19 protein-coding genes are annotated in these 19,040 nt (G+C 71.4%); 13 read left to right on the forward strand and 6 right to left on the reverse strand.

Going from position 1 to position 19,040, the window contains the following annotated elements; all coding sequences use genetic code 11:
• The coding region (locus ACFHWT_RS18195) for an ATP-binding protein (RefSeq protein WP_416595862.1) at positions 1-2,246 on the forward strand (2,246 nt) is incomplete at its 5' end.
• Positions 2,243-2,806, forward strand: a complete 564-nt coding sequence (locus ACFHWT_RS18200) for a response regulator (RefSeq protein ID WP_278173190.1) — start codon at positions 2,243-2,245, stop codon at positions 2,804-2,806. The genes ACFHWT_RS18195 and ACFHWT_RS18200, both read left to right, overlap by 4 nt.
• Before the next feature lie 31 nt (positions 2,807-2,837).
• On the opposite strand, the gene ACFHWT_RS18205 is transcribed toward ACFHWT_RS18200, so the two are convergent.
• Complete coding sequence (locus ACFHWT_RS18205; protein ID WP_281552162.1) at positions 2,838-3,167, reverse strand: STAS domain-containing protein; 330 nt, start codon at positions 3,165-3,167, stop codon at positions 2,838-2,840.
• Positions 3,168-3,314: 147 nt separating this feature from the next.
• On the opposite strand from ACFHWT_RS18205, the gene hemL reads away from it, so the two are divergent.
• The 8 genes from hemL to mqnP all read left to right on the forward strand — a co-directional run bounded on the left by hemL (position 3,315) and on the right by mqnP (position 11,862).
• Positions 3,315-4,682 (forward strand): glutamate-1-semialdehyde 2,1-aminomutase, encoded by a 1,368-nt coding sequence (hemL, locus tag ACFHWT_RS18210; RefSeq protein ID WP_416595863.1) that lies wholly within the window; start codon positions 3,315-3,317, stop codon positions 4,680-4,682.
• Positions 4,679-5,326 (forward strand): histidine phosphatase family protein, encoded by a 648-nt coding sequence (locus ACFHWT_RS18215; protein ID WP_123607031.1) that lies wholly within the window; start codon positions 4,679-4,681, stop codon positions 5,324-5,326. Before hemL ends, ACFHWT_RS18215 begins: the two co-directional genes overlap by 4 nt.
• A 28-nt stretch (positions 5,327-5,354) precedes the next feature.
• Positions 5,355-5,975: a redoxin domain-containing protein gene (locus ACFHWT_RS18220; protein ID WP_416595930.1), complete on the forward strand. Its 621-nt coding sequence runs from the start codon at positions 5,355-5,357 to the stop codon at positions 5,973-5,975.
• Positions 5,968-6,768 (forward strand): cytochrome c biogenesis CcdA family protein, encoded by an 801-nt coding sequence (locus tag ACFHWT_RS18225; protein WP_416595864.1) that lies wholly within the window; start codon positions 5,968-5,970, stop codon positions 6,766-6,768. The genes ACFHWT_RS18220 and ACFHWT_RS18225 overlap by 8 nt, the downstream gene beginning before the upstream one ends.
• Positions 6,768-8,387, forward strand: coding sequence for a cytochrome c biogenesis protein ResB (resB, locus tag ACFHWT_RS18230; protein WP_416595865.1), 1,620 nt, complete (start codon positions 6,768-6,770; stop codon positions 8,385-8,387). Before ACFHWT_RS18225 ends, resB begins: the two co-directional genes overlap by 1 nt.
• The gene (gene ccsB, locus ACFHWT_RS18235; RefSeq protein WP_416595866.1) at positions 8,387-9,388 is read left to right on the forward strand and encodes a c-type cytochrome biogenesis protein CcsB; all 1,002 of its coding nucleotides are present in this window, start codon (positions 8,387-8,389) and stop codon (positions 9,386-9,388) included. The genes resB and ccsB overlap by 1 nt, the downstream gene beginning before the upstream one ends.
• Before the next feature lie 87 nt (positions 9,389-9,475).
• Entirely contained in the window at positions 9,476-10,939 is a 1,464-nt protein-coding gene (locus tag ACFHWT_RS18240; protein ID WP_416595867.1) for a menaquinone biosynthesis decarboxylase, read from the forward strand.
• On the forward strand, positions 10,936-11,862 hold the full coding sequence (gene mqnP / locus ACFHWT_RS18245; protein WP_416595868.1) for a menaquinone biosynthesis prenyltransferase MqnP: 927 nt from the start codon (positions 10,936-10,938) through the stop codon (positions 11,860-11,862). The genes ACFHWT_RS18240 and mqnP overlap by 4 nt, the downstream gene beginning before the upstream one ends.
• Positions 11,863-11,882: 20 nt before the next feature.
• Here the strand turns inward: mqnP and ACFHWT_RS18250 are convergent, their stop codons facing one another.
• On the reverse strand, positions 11,883-12,965 hold the full coding sequence (locus tag ACFHWT_RS18250; RefSeq protein WP_416595869.1) for a terpene synthase family protein: 1,083 nt from the start codon (positions 12,963-12,965) through the stop codon (positions 11,883-11,885).
• 110 nt (positions 12,966-13,075) lie between these two features.
• On the opposite strand from ACFHWT_RS18250, the gene ACFHWT_RS18255 reads away from it, so the two are divergent.
• On the forward strand, positions 13,076-13,705 hold the full coding sequence (locus ACFHWT_RS18255) for a UbiX family flavin prenyltransferase (RefSeq protein WP_416595870.1): 630 nt from the start codon (positions 13,076-13,078) through the stop codon (positions 13,703-13,705).
• 45 nt (positions 13,706-13,750) lie between these two features.
• Here ACFHWT_RS18255 and ACFHWT_RS18260 read toward each other — a convergent pair whose 3' ends face one another.
• The gene (locus ACFHWT_RS18260; RefSeq protein WP_416595871.1) at positions 13,751-14,011 is read right to left on the reverse strand and encodes a BldC family transcriptional regulator; all 261 of its coding nucleotides are present in this window, start codon (positions 14,009-14,011) and stop codon (positions 13,751-13,753) included.
• Positions 14,012-14,302: 291 nt separating this feature from the next.
• Between ACFHWT_RS18260 and ACFHWT_RS18265 the strand changes: the two genes are divergently transcribed.
• Both ACFHWT_RS18265 and ACFHWT_RS18270 read left to right on the forward strand, forming a co-directional pair.
• Positions 14,303-14,752: an Lrp/AsnC family transcriptional regulator gene (locus ACFHWT_RS18265; RefSeq protein WP_416595872.1), complete on the forward strand. Its 450-nt coding sequence runs from the start codon at positions 14,303-14,305 to the stop codon at positions 14,750-14,752.
• A gap of 30 nt (positions 14,753-14,782) precedes the next feature.
• Positions 14,783-15,883 carry a PLP-dependent cysteine synthase family protein gene (locus ACFHWT_RS18270; RefSeq protein ID WP_416595873.1) on the forward strand — a complete coding sequence of 367 codons (1,101 nt, stop codon included), beginning with the start codon at positions 14,783-14,785 and terminating at the stop codon, positions 15,881-15,883.
• 6 nt (positions 15,884-15,889) lie between these two features.
• On the opposite strand, the gene ACFHWT_RS18275 is transcribed toward ACFHWT_RS18270, so the two are convergent.
• From ACFHWT_RS18275 to ACFHWT_RS18285, 3 genes are all read right to left on the reverse strand, one after another.
• A complete protein-coding gene (locus ACFHWT_RS18275; protein WP_416595874.1) occupies positions 15,890-16,510 on the reverse strand; it encodes a putative glycolipid-binding domain-containing protein in 621 nt (206 codons plus the stop codon).
• Positions 16,511-16,577: 67 nt separating this feature from the next.
• The gene (locus ACFHWT_RS18280) at positions 16,578-18,014 is read right to left on the reverse strand and encodes a DEAD/DEAH box helicase (protein WP_416595931.1); all 1,437 of its coding nucleotides are present in this window, start codon (positions 18,012-18,014) and stop codon (positions 16,578-16,580) included.
• A 360-nt stretch (positions 18,015-18,374) separates the two neighbouring features.
• The gene (locus ACFHWT_RS18285) at positions 18,375-18,935 is read right to left on the reverse strand and encodes a hypothetical protein (protein ID WP_416595875.1); all 561 of its coding nucleotides are present in this window, start codon (positions 18,933-18,935) and stop codon (positions 18,375-18,377) included.
• Positions 18,936-19,040 lie beyond the last annotated feature (105 nt).

Here is a 19,040-nt window from a genome sequence, read left to right on the forward strand (position 1 = left end):
TCGACCAGCTCTCCTCCTTCGCCGACGAAGTCACCCGGGTCGCCCGCGAAGTCGGCACCGAGGGGGAGCTCGGCGGCCAGGCCCAGGTCAAGGGAGTCTCCGGCACCTGGCGCGACCTCACCGAGAACGTCAACCAGCTGGCGTCCACCCTGACCACCCAGCTGCGGGCGATCGCGCAGGTCTCCACCTCGGTGACCCGTGGCGACATGACCCAGCACATCACCGTGCAGGCGCAGGGCGAGGTCGCCGAGCTGAAGGACAACATCAACCAGATGATCGTCACCCTGCGGGACACCACCAAGAAGAACGCCGAGCAGGGCTGGCTGGACTCGAACCTGGCGCGGATCGGTGGCCTGCTGCAGGGGCAGCGGGACCTCGGCGAGGTCTGCCGCATGATCATGAATGAGGTGACGCCGCTGGTCGACGCGCAGCTCGGCGCGTTCTTCCTCGCCGACGCCGACGACGGGGTGACCCGCCTCGGACTCACCGCCGCGTACGGCTACGTGGCCCGGGACCACAAGATCATCTTTGGGCCGGGCGAAGGGCTGGTCGGCCAGGCCGCCGTCTCCCGCCGGACCATCCGCGTCGGCGCCGGCGCCACCGGCGCGCTCACCCTGCGCTCCGGTCTGCTCAGCATCCCGCCCCGGGACCACGTGGTGCTGCCGGTGCTGTTCGAAGGCGAAATGCTGGGGGTGATCGAGTTCGCCTCCGTCGCCGCCTTCTCCGAGCTGCACCTGGCGTTCCTGGAGCGGCTGGTCGCCACGATCGGCATCGCCGTCAACACCATCCAGGCGAACAAGCGCACCGAGGAGCTGCTCGCCCAGTCGCAGCGGCTGGCCAACGAGATGCAGGCCCAGTCGGCCGAACTGCAGCGCACCAACGCCGAACTGGAGGACAAGGCCCGGCTGCTGTCCGAGCAGAAGGGCAACATCGAGACCAAGAACCGGGAGATCGAACTGGCCCGGATCGGTCTGGAGGAGAAGGCCCAGCAGCTGTCCCGGGCCTCGGCGTACAAGTCGGAGTTCCTGGCCAACATGAGCCACGAGCTGCGTACCCCGTTGAACTCGCTGCTGCTGCTGGCCCGGCTGCTGGCCGACAACCCGGACGACAACCTCACCGGCAAGCAGATCGAATTCGCCAAGACCATCCACAGCGCCGGCTCCGACCTGCTGTCACTCATCGACGACATCCTCGACCTGTCGAAGATCGAGGCCGGCCGGATGGACGTGCAGCCGGCCGAGGTGCCGTTCGGCGAGATCCGGTCGTACGTCGAGCAGGCGTTCGCGCCGCAGGTCGACGAGAAAGGGCTGGAACTACGCGTCGAAGTGGCGCCGGACCTGCCGCCGGCGGTCGTCACCGACGCGCAGCGGCTGCAGCAGATCCTGCGCAACCTGCTGTCCAACGCGGTGAAGTTCACCGATGCCGGGTCGGTGACGCTGCAGATCGCCCCCGCCCCGCCGGACCTGACCTTCGAACAACCCGCACTGTCCACCGCCGACCAGGTGGTCGCCTTCACGGTGATCGACACCGGAATCGGCATCTCCGACGACAAGCTCTCGCTGATCTTCGAGGCGTTCCAGCAGGCGGACGGAACGACCAGTCGCCGGTACGGCGGCACCGGCCTCGGCCTGTCGATCAGTCGCGACCTGGCCCGGCTGATCGGCGGCGCGATCTCCGTCTCGTCGGTGCCGGGCGAAGGATCCACCTTCACGCTGTACGTTCCCGACGTGCTCAATACCGACGCGGTGCTGCCGCCGGCACCATTGCCGGCCGCCGCGCCGATCCGCACCGCGCTGCCACCCCTGACCCGGCCGATCGAGGTGGACCGCCCCGAACCGCCGACCACCCGGCGGCTGGACGGGGCCACCGTACTGATCATCGACGACGACGTCCGCAACGTCTTCGCGCTGACCAGCGCGCTGGAGCTGCACGGGATGACCGTGATCTACGCGGACAACGGGGTCGACGGCGTACGGAAACTCGCCGAACGCCCCGAAGTGAACATCGTGCTGATGGACGCGATGATGCCGGACCAGGACGGTTACGAGACGACCCGGATCATCCGCCGCAACGAACGCTTCGCGGACCTGCCGGTGGTCTTCCTGACCGCCAAGGCGATGCCGGGTGACCGGGAGTCCGCGCTGCAGGCCGGGGCGACGGACTACATCACCAAACCGGTCGACCTGGACGAACTGATCACCCTGATGGTGACCTGGATCAACGCGGCTGAGGAGTTGAACTCGTGACTGCCGGATCGGCGAAGGTACTGCTGGTGGACGACCGGCGGGACAACCTGCTCGCCCTGGAGGCGATCCTGCAGGGGTTGCCGGTGCAGGCCGTGGCGGTGGAGAGCGGCGAGGATGCGCTGAAGAAACTGCTGGTCGACGACTTCGCGGTGATCCTGCTGGACGCGCAGATGCCGGAGATGGACGGATTTGAGACGGCCAACCACATCAAGCGTCGTGAACGCACCCGGCACGTACCGATCCTGTTCCTGACCGCCGCGGACCGCGACGCCCAACTCGCCCTGCGCGGGTACGCCGCCGGTGCGGTCGACTACCTGATCAAGCCCTTCGACCCGTGGGTGCTGCGGGCCAAGGTCGGCGTCTTCGTCGACCTCTGGGTGAAGAACCGCCAACTCGCCACCCAGGCGGACCTGGTCCGACAGCGGGACGAACAGGTACGGCAACTGTGTGCGGCGATCGACCGGGCAACCGCCCGGCTGCGCGACGGCGAGGTGAATCCGGCCGAGGTCGCCGACGAGTTGGAGACGGCCCGCTGGGGCGGCGACGGCCGGGTTGGCTGACCGCGACGCCGAGCCGGCTGGCCGCCCCCGGTCAGCCGGCGCCGTTACGGATGGTGAGCGCCGATCGCAGCCCGGTGATGTTCAACACCCGGTGCAGGAACTCGCCGACGTTGGTGAGCAGCAGCAGACTCTGCGCATGGCTGGCCTTGCGAGTGAGCACCACCAGGGTGCCCAGCCCCTGCGAGTCGCAGAAGGTGACGCCGGCCATGTCCAGCACGATCCGGGCCGGCGCGTCACCGAGCAGATCGTTGACGGTGGTGGACAGCTGGGCGGCGGTGAGCATGTCGATCTCACCGACGAGGCGTAGCACAGCCTCGTCGGGAGTGCGCCGCAACGCGATCGACAACTCCGCCCGCTCCACCCGGCCAGCGTATCGCGACGGCGCGAACCCGGCCCTGGTACGGCGAGCGCCGCACCCCGGCCGCCGGGCCCGGCAGTCGCCGCGACCCGGCCGCTGGGCAGGGTCGGATGTGCGGTCGCCTGGTGACGCTGCCACAATGGCAGGGCCGTGACTGCCACCGAAACTGCCGGCGCCCGCCCGTACCCCGCGCACGCGCCCGCATCCCAGGCCCTGTTCGACCGCGCCACCAGGTTCATCCCTGGCGGGGTCAACTCGCCCGTGCGCGCCTTCCGGGCGGTCGGCGGGACACCCAGGTTCATGACCCGGGGGTCCGGCCCGTGGCTGTTCGACGCCGACGACCGGCGCTACCTCGACCTGGTCTGCTCCTGGGGACCGCTGATTCTCGGCCACGCCCACCCCGAGGTGGTCGCCGCGCTCAGCGCAGCCGCCGCGCACGGCACCAGCTTCGGTACGCCGACGCCCGGCGAGGTGGAGCTGGCCGCCGAGATCGTCGACCGTACCCCGGTGGAGCAGATTCGGCTGGTCAACTCCGGCACCGAGGCGACGATGTCGGCTATCCGGCTGGCCCGGGGTCACACCGGCCGGCCCCGGATCGTCAAGTTCGCCGGCTGCTACCACGGCCACGTCGATGCACTGCTCGCCGCCGCCGGCAGCGGGGTGGCCACCCTCGGGCTGCCCGACTCGCCCGGGGTGACCGGTGCCGCCGCCAGTGAGACGATCGTGCTGCCGTACAACGACGTGGCGGCGGTGGAGGCGACCTTCGCCGAGCACGGCGACCAGATCGCCGCGATCATCACCGAATCGGCCGCCGGCAACATGGGAGTGGTGCCGCCCGCCCCCGGCTTCAACGCCGCGCTGGCCCGGATCGCCCACGCCCACGGCGCGCTGCTGATCGTCGACGAGGTGATGACCGGGTTCCGGGTGGCCCGGGGCGGCTGGGCCGAGCTGGAGCCGGTCGACGCCGACCTCTACACGTACGGCAAGGTGATGGGTGGCGGCCTACCGGCCGCCGCGTTCGGCGGCCGGGCCGAGATCATGCGGCAGCTGGCCCCGGCCGGCCCGGTCTACCAGGCCGGCACGCTCTCCGGGAACCCGCTGGCCTGCGCCGCCGGGCTGACCACGCTCCGGCTGGCCGACACCGACCTGTACCGGCGGCTGGCCGACACCGCGACCCGGGTCGCCGAGCTGGCCACCGGGGCGCTCACCGCCGCCGGGGTGCCGCACCGGCTCTCCACCGCCGGCACCATGTTCTCCATCTTCTTCACCGACGCCGAGGTCACCGACTACGCTGGCGCCCGCCTGCAGGACGTCGACGCGTACCGCGCCTTCTTCCACGCGATGCTCGCGCACGGCGTCTACCTGCCCCCCAGTGCGTTCGAGGCATGGTTCGTCTCGGCGGCGATCGACGACGCCGCCCTGGAACAGCTCGCGGCGGCGCTGCCAGCCGGGGCCGCGGCCGCCGCTGCGGCGGCGGACGGCGCGCTGCGGGCACCGACGCTGAGGGACAACGCATGAAACGGACGGTCGTCCACGTACTGCGACACGGCGAGGTCCACAACCCGGAGAAGATTCTGTACGGCCGGCTGCCCGGTTTCCGCCTCTCCGAACTCGGTGTGCAGATGGCCAAGGCGGCCAGCCAGGCCCTCGCCGACCGGGACGTGGTGCACGTGGTCGCCAGTCCGCTGGAGCGCGCCCAGGAGACCGCCGAGCCGATCGCAGCCCAGTTCCGGCTGCCGGTGTCGGTCGACGAACGGCTGATCGAGTCGGCCAACTGGTTCGAGGGCCGGCGGGTCTCCCCCGGCGACGGGTCGTTCCGCGACCCGCGTAACTGGTGGGTGCTGCGCGATCCGGTCACCCCGTCGTGGGGCGAGGCCTACACGGCGATCGCCGAGCGGATGTTCGCCGCGGTGCACGCCGCCCGAGTCGCCGCCGAGGGCCACGAGGCGGTCTGCGTCTCCCACCAGCTGCCGATCTGGACGCTGCGCCGCTACCTGGAACGCAAGCGGCTCTGGCACGACCCGCGCCGCCGGCAGTGCGGCCTGGCCAGCCTGACCGCGATCCACTTCGAGGACGCGAAGGTGGTCGGCATCGGCTACTCCGAGCCGGCCGCCCACCTGATCGCCATGTCGCCGTCGGCGCGGACGGCCAAGGGGGCCTGAGATGCGGTCGGCACGTCGTGGGCTGATCGTGCCGGGCCGCCGGTCGGCCGCCGGGCTCGCCCGGTCCGCCGCCCTTCTCGCCGGTACGCTGGTCGCCGCGCTCGCCCTGACCGGCTGCGCGGCCAGCGACTGGGCGACCGACTGCGAGACCGACCCGCAGGGCGTGATCCGGTGCACCGGTGACGACCGGCCGGCGGCACCGGAGCTGGACGCCGAACTGCTCGACGGCTCCGCGTTCGATCCGGCGGCGTACCAGGGTCAGGTCGTGGTGGTCAACTTCTGGGGCTCCTGGTGCCCGCCCTGCCGGGCCGAGGCCGCCGACCTGGAGGCCACCTACCAGGCGACCCGGGACCAAGGGGTGCGCTTCCTCGGCATCAACGTCCGCGACGAACGGGACAAGGCCCGCGCCTTCGAGGCGGGTCGGGTGACGTACCCGAGCCTGTTCGACCCGGCGAGCCGGCTCGCCCTGGACTTCAACATCCCGCCGAACAGCATCCCCGCGACGATGATCATCGACCGGAGCGGCCGGATCGCCACCGTCGTACGCGCCGAGATCCGCCAGGACGACCTGCAGCCGCTGGTCGAACAGGTCGCCGCCGAGGCGACCAGCACCGGCGTCGGCACCGACCCGGACCCGGCCGATGGGTGAGACGTTCGCCGAGATCGCCCGAGGCGGTCCGGTGCTGCTGGCTCTCGGCCTGGCCGCGCTGGCCGGGCTGGTCAGCTTCCTCTCCCCGTGCATCCTGCCGCTTGCCCCCGGCTACCTGTCGTACGTCACCGGACTGGCCGGCTCCGACCTCGACGCCACCGGCGGCCGCAGCGGCAGCGGTGGCGGCGCGGGTGCCGGCGGTTCATTCGGCGGCCGACACGGCCGGGTGCTGGCCGGAACCCTGCTGTTCATCAGTGGCTTCACCGTGGTCTTCACCCTCACCGCGATCCTGATGGCCAGCGTCGGCCGCCACCTGTTCGTCTACCAGCGGCCGGTGGAGATCGGCGTCGGGCTGCTGATCATCCTGTTCGGGCTCGCCTTCCTCGGTCTGGTGCCCGGCCTGCAACGCGAGGTGCGGGTACGCCGGCTGCCGGAGGCCGGCCTGGTCGGCGCCCCGGTGTTCGGCGCGGTCTTCGCGCTGTCCTGGACGCCGTGCGTCGGCCCCACCCTCGGCGCGGTGATGGGGATGGCCACGGTCAGCGGCCAGACCGACCGGGCGGCGGCGCTCGCCGTGGCGTACTGCCTCGGGCTCGGTCTGCCGTTCGTCGTCTTCGGCCTGGCGTTCCGCCGGCTGCTCGGCGTGTTCACGGTGATCCGGCGCAACAGCCGCTGGGTCACCCGGGTCGGCGGGGCGATGCTGATCCTGGTCGGGGCGGCGCTGGTCACCGGCGCCTGGACCGACTTCGTCATCTGGTTCCAGGCCACCGTCGGGGCCGGCGAGGTCGGCATCTGATGTCCCGGCCGAATCCGGCGCTGGCTCTGCTGCGCAACTCGTGGCGGCAGCTGACCAGCATGCGGACCGCGCTGATCCTGCTCTTCCTGCTGGCGGTGGCGGCGATCCCCGGTTCGCTGCTGCCGCAACGCGACGTCAACATCGAAAACGTCGACGCGTACTTCGCGGCGAACCCGCAGCTGGCCCCGGTGCTGGACCGGCTCGGCATGTTCGACGTGTTCGCCTCGACCTGGTTCGCGGCGATCTACCTGCTGCTGTTCACCTCGTTGGTCGGCTGCATCGTGCCCCGGCTGCGCGAGCACGTACGGGCGTTGCGGGCCGCGCCACCGGCCGCGCCGCGCCGGCTGGACCGGCTGCCGCAGCACGCTCGCTGGACCACCGGCGGCGACGCCACGGCCAGCGACGCCACGGTCGGGCACAGCGCAGCCGGGGACGCACCCGCCGCCGCGCGGGACGCGATCGCCGCCGAGCTCCGCCGCCGCCGCTGGCGGGTCACCGTCACCGACGACAGCGTCGCCGCGGAGAAGGGCCACTTGAAGGAGACCGGCAACCTGGTCTTCCACCTGTCGCTGATCGGCGTCCTGCTCGGGGTCGCCGTGGGCAGCTGGTTCGGCTGGAACGGCAACCGGCTGCTGGTCGCCGGGCCGGACACCGCGTTCTGCAACACCGTGCAGCAGTACGACGAGTACCGACTCGGCCCCCGGATTTCCGACGGTGACCTGCCCCGGTTCTGCCTGGAACTGACCGACTTCACCGCCACCTTCCTGGAGACCGGACAACCGGCCAGCTACTCCGCCGAGGTACAGGTCGACGCCGACGGCGGTGCCGCCCGGACCGAGACGTTCTCGGTGAACTCCCCGCTGCGCCTCGACGACGCCAACGTCTACCTGCTCGGGCACGGCTACGTGCCGGTGCTGCGCTACACCGACCGCTACGGGCAGGCGCAGACCGTCTCCGCGCCGTTCCTGGCCGTCGACGGGATGCTGACCAGCGAAGGGGTCGCCAGCTTCCCGGACGCCAACGTCGACCCGGCGACCGGCGCACGCGATCCGCAGCTGCAGGTGGCCTTCGAAGGGCTCTTCCTACCGTCCGCCCCGCAGCAGCCGCCGTACGTCCGCTCCACCCACCCGGAGCTGCGCGACCCGGCGGTGATGCTGTGGGCGTACCGGGGCAACCTCGGGCTGGACGCCGGTATCCCCGGCTCGGTCTACCAGATCGACCAGCGGCAGGTGGAGGCCGGCAGGCTGCTGCCGGTCGGTGACCCGCAGCTGCTGCGGGTCGGCGAGACCATGACCCTGGACGACGGCACCACCATCGAGTTTCTCGACATTTCGCAGTACGTGACCCTGTCGGTCCGGCACGATCCCGGCAGCGGTCTGCTGCTGGCCAGCTCGGCGGCGCTGCTGCTCGGGCTGATGCCGGCGCTGTTCGGTCGGCGCCGCCGGGTGTGGTTCCGGGTCACACCGGCCGGCCCCGACGCAGCGTCAACGACACCCGGTAGTAGCTTGGTCGAGGCCGGTGGGCTGCCGCGCACCGACCATCCCGGGTTCGGCGACGAGTTCCGGGAGCTCATCCGGGCACTCGGCGGCGACGCCGGGCCACGGGAAGGACGGCACTGATGTCAGCACTGTCGGATCAACTCCTGGTGGTGGCGATCTTCGCGTACCTGCTCGCGATGATCTGCCACGCGGTCGAAGCCGGGTTCGGCACCCGGCGTACCGCCGCCGCGACGGTGCCCGACCGCGAACTCGCCGCCGTCGCGGCGGCCGGGACCGGCGGCGGACCGACGCAGCCGGCGCCCGGATCCGACCTGACCGGTCCGGCCATCTACAAGACCACGGGTACGGGCAGCGAGCGGACCGGCTGGGCCGGCGTCGGACTCGCCGGCTGGTTCGCCGTCGGCGCCACCGTGCTGGGTGCCTTGTTCCACCTGGCCTGCCTGGTCACCCGCGGGGTCGCCGCCGAGCGGCTGCCGTGGGGCAACATGTACGAGTACATGCTGGCCATCACCTTCGTCGGGGTGGCCGCCTGGCTGGTGATGGTCTACCGGCGGCCGTCGCTGCGCCCACTCGGGCTGTTCGTCGCACTGGTGATGGTCGTCCTGCTCGGCCTGGCCGGCCTGGTGTTCTACACCCCGATCACCCCGCTGGTGCCGGCGCTGAAGTCCTACTGGTACGCCATCCACGTCTCGACGATCATGGCGTCCTCCGGGCTGCTGCTGCTCGGCTCGATCCCGGCCACGATGTTCCTGCTCCGGTCCGGATACGAGCATGGTCGGCGCGGGTTCCCGTACCTGCTGGCCAAGCGGGTCCCGGCCGCCGCCTCGCTGGAACGGCTCACCTTCGGGCTGCACGCGATCGGTTTCCCGATCTTCACCTTCGCGGTTATCGCCGGGGCGATCTGGGCCGAACACGCCTGGAGCCGGGCGTGGGCCTGGGACCCGAAGGAGACCTGGGCGTTCATCTCCTGGGTGATCTACGCCGGCTACCTGCACGCCCGGGCCACCCCGAGCGTCCGGCGGACCACGGTCACCTGGATCGCGATCCTCGGCTTCCTCACCATGCTGATGAACCTGATCGGGGTCAACTACTTCTTCGAGAGCCTGCACTCCTACGCCTGACCGGCACCGGCCCGAGTCCGGAGGCGGCGGCGCGAATCACCGCCCCGGGTGGTGGCACCGGCCGCCGGGTAGGCCAGACTTGGCGGCATGGCGTCTCCAGGTTTCCCGTACCAGGATCTGAAGGACTTCGTCGCGGCGCTGGAGACGGCCGGTGAGCTGCGGCGGGTCGACGTACCGGTGGATCCGACGCTGGAGATCAGCGAGGTCGTCACCCGGACCGTGCGGGCCGGTGGGCCGGCGCTGCTGTTCGACCGGCCCACCCGGGGCGAGATGCCGGTGGCGATCAACCTGTTCGGCACCGAGCGGCGCACCGCGATGGCACTCGGCGTCGAGAACCTGAACGAGATCGGTGACCGGATCGGGGCGATGATCAAGCCCGACCTGCCGGTCGGCTGGTCCGGCATCCGCGACGGGCTCGGCAAGGTCATGCAGCTCACCTCGCTGCCGCCACGCAAGGTCAAGACCGCGCCCTGCCAGGAGGTCGTCTACACCGGCGCGGACATCGACCTGAACCGGCTGCCCGGGCTGCAGGTCTGGCCCGGCGACGGCGGCATCTTCCACAACTACGGGCTGACCCACACCAAGCACCCGGAGACCGGCAAGCGCAACCTGGGCCTCTACCGGCTGCAGCAGCACTCGCCGACCACGCTTGGCATGCACTGGCAGATTCACAAGGACTCGACTGCCCATCACGCGGTCGCCGAGCGGCGCGGCGAGCGGCTGCCGGTGGCGGTGGCGATCGGCTGCGACCCGGTGGTCAGCTACTCGGCGTCGGCGCCACTGCCCGGCGACATCGACGAATATCTGTTCGCCGGGTTCCTGCGCGGCCAGCGGGTCGAGATGGTCGACTGCAGGACCGTACCGTTGCAGGTGCCGGCGCACGCCCAGATCGTGCTGGAGGGCTATCTGGAGCCGGGCGAGCGGCTGCCGGAGGGCCCGTTCGGCGACCACACCGGCTTCTACACTCCGGTCGAGCCGTTCCCGGTACTGCACATCGAATGCATGACCATGCAGCGGGACCCGCTCTACCACTCGATCATCACCTCCAAGCCGCCGCAGGAGGACCACGGGCTCGGCAAGGCCACCGAACGGATCTTCCTGCCGCTGCTGCGGATGCTGATCCCGGACATCGTCGACTACGACCTGCCGGCCGCCGGGGTGTTCCACAACTGCGTGATCGTGTCGATCCGCAAGCGCTACCCCAAGCACGCCCAGAAGATCATGTCGGCGATCTGGGGCGCCCACCTGCTGTCGCTGTCGAAGCTGATCGTCGTGGTCGACGACGACTGCGACGTGCACGACTACCACGAGGTCGCGTTCCGCGCCTTCGGCAACGTCGACTACGCCCGCGACCTGCTGCTCACCGAAGGCCCGGTCGACCACCTCGACCACTCGTCGTACCAGCAGTTCTGGGGCGGCAAGGCCGGCGTGGACGCGACCCGCAAACTACCCACCGAGGGCTACACCCGGGGCTGGCCGCAGGAGATGACCATGGCGCCGGAGATCGTCTCGCTGGTGGACAAGCGGTGGCGGGAGTACGGGATCTCGTGAGCGCCGCAGCCACCGCCGGGCCGGCCGGCGCGCCCGCCGCCCCGGTCGGCAGGATCCGGGCCTTCCTACGGCTCGTCGCGATCGAACACTCGGTCTTCGCGCTGCCGTTCGCGTACCTGTCCGCGCTGACCGTGATGGCCCGCCTCGACGGCGGCGTCCGCTGGCTCGACCTGCTGCTGATCACCGTCGCGATGGTCGGTGCCCGGACGTTCGCCATGGCCGCGAACCGGATCATCGACCGGCACATCGACGCGCGCAATCCGCGTACCGCCGGGCGGGAACTGGTGACCGGGGCGGTGAGCGTCCGGACGGCCTGGACCGGCGCGGTGGTCGCGCTGGTGGTCTTCCTCGGCGCCGCCGCCGCGCTGAATCCGCTCTGCCTCGCGCTGGCCCCGTTGGCGGCGGTCCCGCTGGTGGTCTACCCGTACGCCAAGCGGTTCACCGACTGGCCGCACGCGGTGCTCGGACTGGCCCAGTTGGTCGGCCCGGTCGGTGCCTGGCTCGCGGTCACCGGCACCTTCGACGGTGCCGGGCCGGCGATCCTGCTCGGCGCGGCGGTCGGGCTGTGGATCGGTGGGTTCGACCTGATCTACGCCTGCCAGGACGCCGAGGTCGACCGTGAGATCGGGGTACGCAGCGTGCCCGCCCGGTACGGTCGACGCTTCGCGCTGCACGCCTCGACGGTGGCGCACCTGGTGACGTTCGCCCTGTTCGGATGGTTCGGCGTGCTGGTCGGCTTCGGCTGGCCGTGGTGGATCGGGCTGGCGTTGACCGCGGTGGCGTTCGGCTACCAGCATCTGGTGGTGACACCGACCGATCTGTCCCGGGTCAACCGGGCGTTCTTCACCGCCAACGGCTTCGTCGGCATCGCGTTGTTCGCGTTCGCCCTGGTCGACCTGGTGGTACGACTCGGTCTGCGCTGACCGTTGACCGCCCCGGCCGGTCAGCGCCGCTGCCGGTAGCGGGCGCTCTCGAACGACCAGTCGACGGTGCCCCGGACGGCGTACCCGACCCCGGTCAGCAGGCCGTGCGCCGCCCGGTCGTGGTCCGGCCCGAACGACGGCACCTCGGCCCGGCGTGCGTCGAACGCCGCCATCTCGGCCCGCCACCGGTGCGCGACGGTGACCAGCGCGTCGCCGATCGGCACCCGCCGCGCCTCGGCGACCGCCACCACCAGGTTGTGACCGCCGGCGGTGGTCAGGTCGCGGGGCAGCGAGAAGAGGTCGTTGTACCAGGAGAGCAGGTCGTTGCCGGCGACTCGGACATCACGTACCCGGGGGTGGTGGAAGACGGCGTCCGGCACCGGGTCGCCGGTCGCGTAGTCGATCAAGGTGTACGCCACGTGCGCCGCCGAAGTGGCCCGGCGCAACTCGACGTACTCGTCCGGGTCGGGCCGGTGGCCGGTCGCCTTGTTCGCCGCCTCGCGTACCGCTCCGTCGAGGTGCTCCGCCACCGCCTCGACGAACCGGCGGCGCCACCAGTCGGGCATCGACTGGCGTACGGCCTGCCACGGACCGGCGAGCATCCGGCGCAGCGGCCCGGCAAAGGCCGGGTCGGGACCCGGTGCCGGGTCGCTGCATACTTCCTGGTCGCTGCCCGGTTTCGAACCTGCGCGCAGCACCGCCAGCACCTCGTCGGCGAGTCGGCGTAAGCTCCCCTCCTGCGGATCCGCGACCCCGTCGAACTCGTCGTCGAGCAGGAAGAACCAGGCGAACATGGCGGCCAGCACCCGCAGCCGGTCCACCGGCGCGCTCGGGTAGAGCCGGGCGGCGTACCGGCCGATCCGGGCCCCGGCGAGCCGACGGTGGGTGGCGGTGGCCGGCGGCAGCCCGCACCGCTGCAGCCAGCCGGGCAGCCAGGCGTCGGCCTGCGCCGCGTACGGGGACAGCACGGCGGGCAGCGGGCACGCGGCGCGCAGCGTAACGAGCAGCTCGCCGAGCAGTTCGGCGGCGGGCTCATCGAGGCCGGCGGAGCTGTGCTGTACGGCGGAGCGGGGCGGCGGCGGAGTGGATTTCCGGGAGTCCATGGCCTGCCTGCGAAGTTGCTGCCAATGTGTCCGTATGGCGGATCGTCTTACCCTATGGGGTGACCGGGCACCGGCGACAGTCCGCGACCAGCCACGCGAACAGGGACCTGATGAGAAGACCATGGGTGATCGGTGTTTCCGGGGCGTCCGGTACGCCGTACCCGGCCGCGGTGCTCCGCGCGCTGCTCGACGCCGGCCATCCGGTCGACTTGGTGGTGTCGCGGGCGGCCCGACTCACGCTGCTCGACGAGACCGGCGCGCCGCTGCGGGACAGTCACTGGCGTGCCGACCTGGAACGCTGGCTCGGCCGTGGACTGGACGACGCGGACGTACGGTTCTGGCCGGCGGGTGATCTCGCCGCCGGGCCGAGCAGCGGCTCGTACCAGGCGCGCGGCATGGTGGTCGTGCCGGCCAGCACGGCGGCCTGCGCCGGCATCGCCATCGGGCTGTCAAAGGATCTGCTGCAGCGGGCCGCCGAGGTCAACCTCAAGGAACGCCGGCCGGTCGTGCTGGTCCCCCGGGAGACCCCGGTGACCCGCAGTCACCTGGAGCACCTGCTCGCCCTGCACGATGCGGGGGCGGTGGTGCTGCCGGCCAGTCCCGGCTTCTACGGCGCGGGTGCCGAGGCCACCGCTGCCCAGTTGGTCGATTTCGTCGCCGGCAAGGTGCTGGACGCGCTCGGCGTACCGCACGATCTGTTCCGGCGGTGGTCCGGCGAGTTGGGCGCGGACCGGGCGTGACCACCGGTGGCGGTACGGCCGGTGTCAGTACGGTACGACCCGGCGTCAGTACGGCCCGGCTCCTCCTGATCCGTTTTCGGTCTGCCGGGGCCGGGTGGTCTCCGCGCTTTCCGCCTGCATCTCCTCCAGCACGCCTTCGCCTTCGAGTAGCGCACGCACCTCGGACTCCCGGAACCGACGATGGCCCCCGGGAGTTCGGATACTGCCGATCCGGCCGGCCGCTGCCCATCGTGTGACGGTCTTCGGGTCGACGCGGAACAGCGCGGCCACCTCGCCCGGCGTCAGCAGACGATCTCCAGTGTCCACGGTCCCCTCCTCGCGTCCACGACGGCTCTGGCGTGGCCAGTCAGCCCCCCGATGGACCGTGTGCCAGATGCCGTAGTGCCAGACGTACGGCCATTAGAGCACCGGCCGACCGCCGTGTCCGGGAAATGAGGAAAGCTACCGGACTGGGCAGTTACCCGGTAGGATTTGCGCCCTATGTTGTAATTTACCCCAGCTCGCCAACCAGCGGATCCGGATGCGCAACGAGGCTGACACCGGCGCGGATGACTGCGGACCACCCGGGCGGGCGACAGGCACTAGGGTCTACATCCCGTGGACGCCATCGACCTCCGGCTCGTCGACCTGCTGCGCGGCAACGCCCGGCTCTCCTACGCCGAACTCGCCCGTCAGGTCGGACTCTCCGCACCTGCCGTGCACGAACGGATCGGCAAGCTCGAAACCTCCGGTGTGCTGCGCGGCTATCGGGCCGATGTACAGCCGGAATCGGTCGGCCTCGGCGTCACCGCCCTGATCGGACTGGTCGAAGACTCAGGAGCCGACACCGAGGCGGTGCTCGACGCGCTGCGCTACATGCCGGAGATCGAGTCCTGCTACTTCATGGCCGGCACCGAGTCGTTCCTCTGCCTCGCCCGGGTCGGCACCATCGCCGAGTTGGAACAGCTCATCATGCGGCTGAACCGGACACCGGGGATCGCCAACACCCGGACCAGCGTCACGCTGTCCACCAAATGGGAGAACCGGCCCCGCCCCCTGACCGGGTGATTCGGCGACGTCACTTGTTACCGTCTGCGAGTGAATCAACTGGACCGGTATGATGATGCCGGCCGGGCCTGGGTGACCGACGCGATCGCCAAGGTCGAGGCGGACGCCAACCGGTCCGCCGACACCCACCTGCTGCCGTTCCCGCTCCCCCCGGCCTGGGGCATCGACCTCTACCTCAAGGACGAGTCGGTGCACCCGACCGGCTCGCTCAAGCACCGGCTGGCCCGCTCGCTGTTCCTCTACGGCCTGTGCAACGGGTGGATCGGGCCGCAGACCACGATCGTCGAGGCGTCGTCCGGCTCCACCGCCATCTCCGAGGCGTACTTCGCCCGGATGCTCGGCCTGCCGTTCGTGGCGGTGATGCCCGCCGCCACCTCGGCGGAGAAGATCGCCCAGATCGAGTTCCACGGTGCCCGCCCCCATCTGGTCCGTGACCCGGCCGCAGTGGTGGTCGAGGCGCGGTGGCTCGCCGAGGACCTCGGCGGGCACTTCATGGACCAGTTCACCTACGCCGAACGGGCCACCGACTGGCGGGGCAACAACAACATCGCCGAGTCGATCTTCGCCCAGCTGGCGCTGGAACGGCACCCGGTCCCGCACTGGATCGTGGTCGGTGCCGGCACCGGCGGCACCAGCGCCACCATCGGCCGGTACGTCCGCTACCAGCGGCACCGCACCAAGGTCTGCGTCGTCGACCCGGAGAACTCCGCCTTCTACCCGGCGTGGTGCAGCGGCGACTGGTCGACGTCGACCGGCCGGGGGTCGATGATCGAGGGGATCGGTCGGCCGACCGTCGAAGCGTCCTTCCAGCCGTCCGTGGTGGACCGGATGATCCAGGTCCCGGACGCCGCCTCACTGGCCGCCATGCGCATCGCCAGCGAACTGCTGGGTCGGCGGGTCGGTGGATCGACCGGCACCAACCTGTGGGGCGCGTTCGCGCTGATCGACAAGATGCGCGCCGCCGGCGAGCAGGGCTCGGTGGTGACGTTGCTGTGTGACAGCGGCGAACGGTACGCCGCCAGCTACTACTCGTCCGACTGGCTGACCCGGCACGGGATCGATCTGGCCCCGTACCGGGCCGTGGCCGAACAGTTCCTGCGTACCGGCGAATGGCCGACCGACGCGCGATGATCAAGATCAGGCGCGCTGTGCCAGCCCTGGGTAGTGCAGCACGAATCCGTCCGGATCCACCGTCACCTCGGCCGTGAAGCTGTCGCTGCGGTACCGGATTCGGTCGGCGCCGAGCACCGTGTAGGTCTGCTCCATCGGCATCACCTCCAGGCTCGGCACCCGGACCCAGGCCGCGACCAGCCGGTGTTCCTGCCCGACCGGCTGCTCCGACAACCGCAGCCGGCGGACCGGCAGGGTGTTGAACAGCGGTGCGGCGTCCAGATCGACGTCGAGCGCCGCGTCGAGCCGGCCCGGTTCCTCGGTGCCGGGCAGGCCGACCGGGCTGCGCCCGGCCGACCGCAAAGCACGGTCCAGGTCACCCTGTTCGGCGGTGCTCACCCGCCACCGGCCGAGCGCCCGTTCCATCCGTACGGTCCGCAGCCAGCCGGCACCCTCGACGGTGACCGTGAGCCGGACGGCGGCCCACTGCTCGTCGGTGGCGAGCTCGTAGTGGCAGCTGTACGGCAGCGGCGCCGCCGCCACCGCCACCCCGCGCGCGGTCAGCCCGCGCTGATCGTCGAAGAGGACCTGATCGGCACCGCCGGTGTCCGTCCGCGTCCAGACGATCGATTTCGGCAACGTCGGCATGCTCCCGACCGTACCGGCCCGACGAGCCGCCGAGGAGCGGGTCGCCGGCGCCGGTCACACAGGCGGGTCAGTAACTGCGGCTCGGCCGCCGGTCGGTGAAGCGCCGGTCACCGCCGCGCCGCCGATCACCGCCGCGCCGCCGGTCACCGCCGGCCCGCTCGGCACCGCCCCGGCCGGCCCGCTCGGCACCGCCCCGGCCGGAACCGCCCCGGGCACCCCGCTCGACGTCGCCCCGGAAGCGGTCCGCTCCGTCGGTTCGGGAGCGGTCACCCCGCCCCCGGAAGCGGTCGGGGCGGTCCGGCCGGAACCGGTCCCCTCGCGGGCGGGACTGCCGGGGCGGCTCCGGCTCGTTCACGATCGGTACGCCGCTCGGCTCGGTCGCTCCGGTCAGCTCGGACAGCGCGGCGTCGCCGCGGCGTACCCGGGTCTGGGCCGGCTCGACCCCGGCCTTCTCCAGCATGGCCAGGGTGCTGCGCCGCTGCTTCGGCAGCACCAGGGTGGCGACCGCGCCGGACTCGCCGGCCCGCGCGGTCCGCCCCGCCCGGTGCAGGTAGTCCTTGGGGTCCTTCGGCGGGTCGACGTGCACCACCAGCGAGACCCCGTCGACGTGGATGCCCCGGGCGGCCACGTCCGTGGCGACCAGGACGTTCGTCCGCCCTTCCTTGAACTCGGCAAGGGTACGGGTGCGTACCCGCTGGGTCTTGCCGCCGTGCAGGGCACCGGCCCGCACCCCGACCGACGCCAGCTGGTCCACCAGCCGGTCCACGCCCAGCTGGGTACGGGCGAACATCATGGTCCGCCCGGAGCGCGCGGCGATCGAGGCGGCCACGGCGAACTTGTCGCTCGGCGGGATCAGCAGCAGATGGTGGTCCATGGTGGTCACGGCGGCGGTGGCCGGCGCGGTGGAATGGGTGACCGGATCGGTCATGAACCGCTGGACCAACGTGTCGACGTCGTTGTCCAAGGTGGCCGAGAAGAGCAGCCGCTGGGCGTCCGCCGGAGTCTTGGCCAGCAGCTCGGTGACCTCCGGCAGGAAACCCATGTCGGCCATCTGGTCCGCCTCGTCCAGCACGGTGATCTCGATGTCGTCCAGCTGGCAGACGCCGCGCTGGATCAGGTCACCGAGCCGCCCCGGGGTGGCCACGATGATTTCCACGCCGCGACGCAGCGAATCGATCTGCCGGTCGTACGGAACACCGCCGACCGCCGTCTTGAGGAAGACCCCGACCGCCCGGCCCAGCGGGAACAACGCGTCGTTGACCTGCATCGCCAGCTCGCGGGTGGGGACCAGGATCAGGGCCCGGGGTCGCAGTGGGCGGGCCCGGCGGCCGTCGGCGATCCGGGCCAGCAACGGCAGGCCGAACGCGAGGGTCTTGCCGGAGCCGGTCTGGCCCCGGCCGAGCACGTCCCGGCCGGCCAACGCGTCGGGCACGGTGGCGCGCTGGATCTCGAACGGAGTGGTGATGCCCTCCCGGGCGAGTGTCCGGACCAGTTGCCGGGGCAACCCGAGCGCCGCGAAGTCAGGCTCGTCGGCAACCGGCTCGGCGGCGGTGGCCGCGACTACCGGCTCGGCGGTCTGACTGGTCGGCTGCTCCGCCGGCAGGCCGGCGGCTTCGGGCACGGTGTCGAGAACGGAGGGGAACGTGCTGGGATCAGCGAAGGTGGTCAAGAAAACCTCTCAGAGCGGGGCGGATCTTCGCGAATGGCCCGTTCCGGTGTGCACCGTTGAATCGCCCGCAAGATCGCCCATGAGCACGCGGTAGCGCGCCGGGTTGATGATCGAGTGACAAGTGTACGGGTTTGCCGCGCTGCTGCCACCTGACCCGTCCCACCGGTGGGCCGGCTCACCTCCGCCGATCCGGCGTCAACCACCCAGCAGCCCGTCGAAAATGTCGGCGAAGGTGTTACCCACGGCGAGCACCGCGACGACGCCGATGACCACCATCACGGCCAGACCGACCACCATGGCCAGCACCACCTTGGTGGTACCGCGGTCCTCCCGCTCGGGCAGGTCCGCCCAGCCCTGGGCCAGGATGTGGCCGGTCAGCGAGCCGGAGTTCTCCACGGCTGGATCGAACGCCATGCCGCCGGGTCCCTCGGGCATGCCGCCGGGTGCCCCCATCGGCAGACCCATCGTCGGATCGGCCGCCGGCCGGCTGGCCGCTCCGGGTTGGGGAGGTACGCCGGGAGCACCGGCCGGGCCGGGTCCGGGCGCGTCGTTGTCGGGCCGGCGGGCCCCGTACACCCGCCCGGCCGCCGGGGCGGGGGTGCTGCGTGCCCATTGTCCGTAGGCCGGCGAAGGCTCCGGCGGCACGACCGGCTCCGGCGACGCCGGTGGCTCGGGCCAGGGCGTCGGCGGTGACTCGCGCCACGACGACGGTGGCACCGCCGGTGGGATCGTGTAGCCGCCAGCCGCCTGGGTCATCTGGTAAGCGGTCCCGGCCGGCGGCGGGAACGGCGGTGGCGGAGTCGGGCCCGGTGGGTTCGGACCCGGGCTCGGTGGGTACGGGCCCGGTGCCGGACCGGGTGA

Source organism: Micromonospora sp. LOL_021 (assembly GCF_048060215.1).
In the GTDB taxonomy this organism is placed as follows: domain Bacteria; phylum Actinomycetota; class Actinomycetes; order Mycobacteriales; family Micromonosporaceae; genus Micromonospora_E.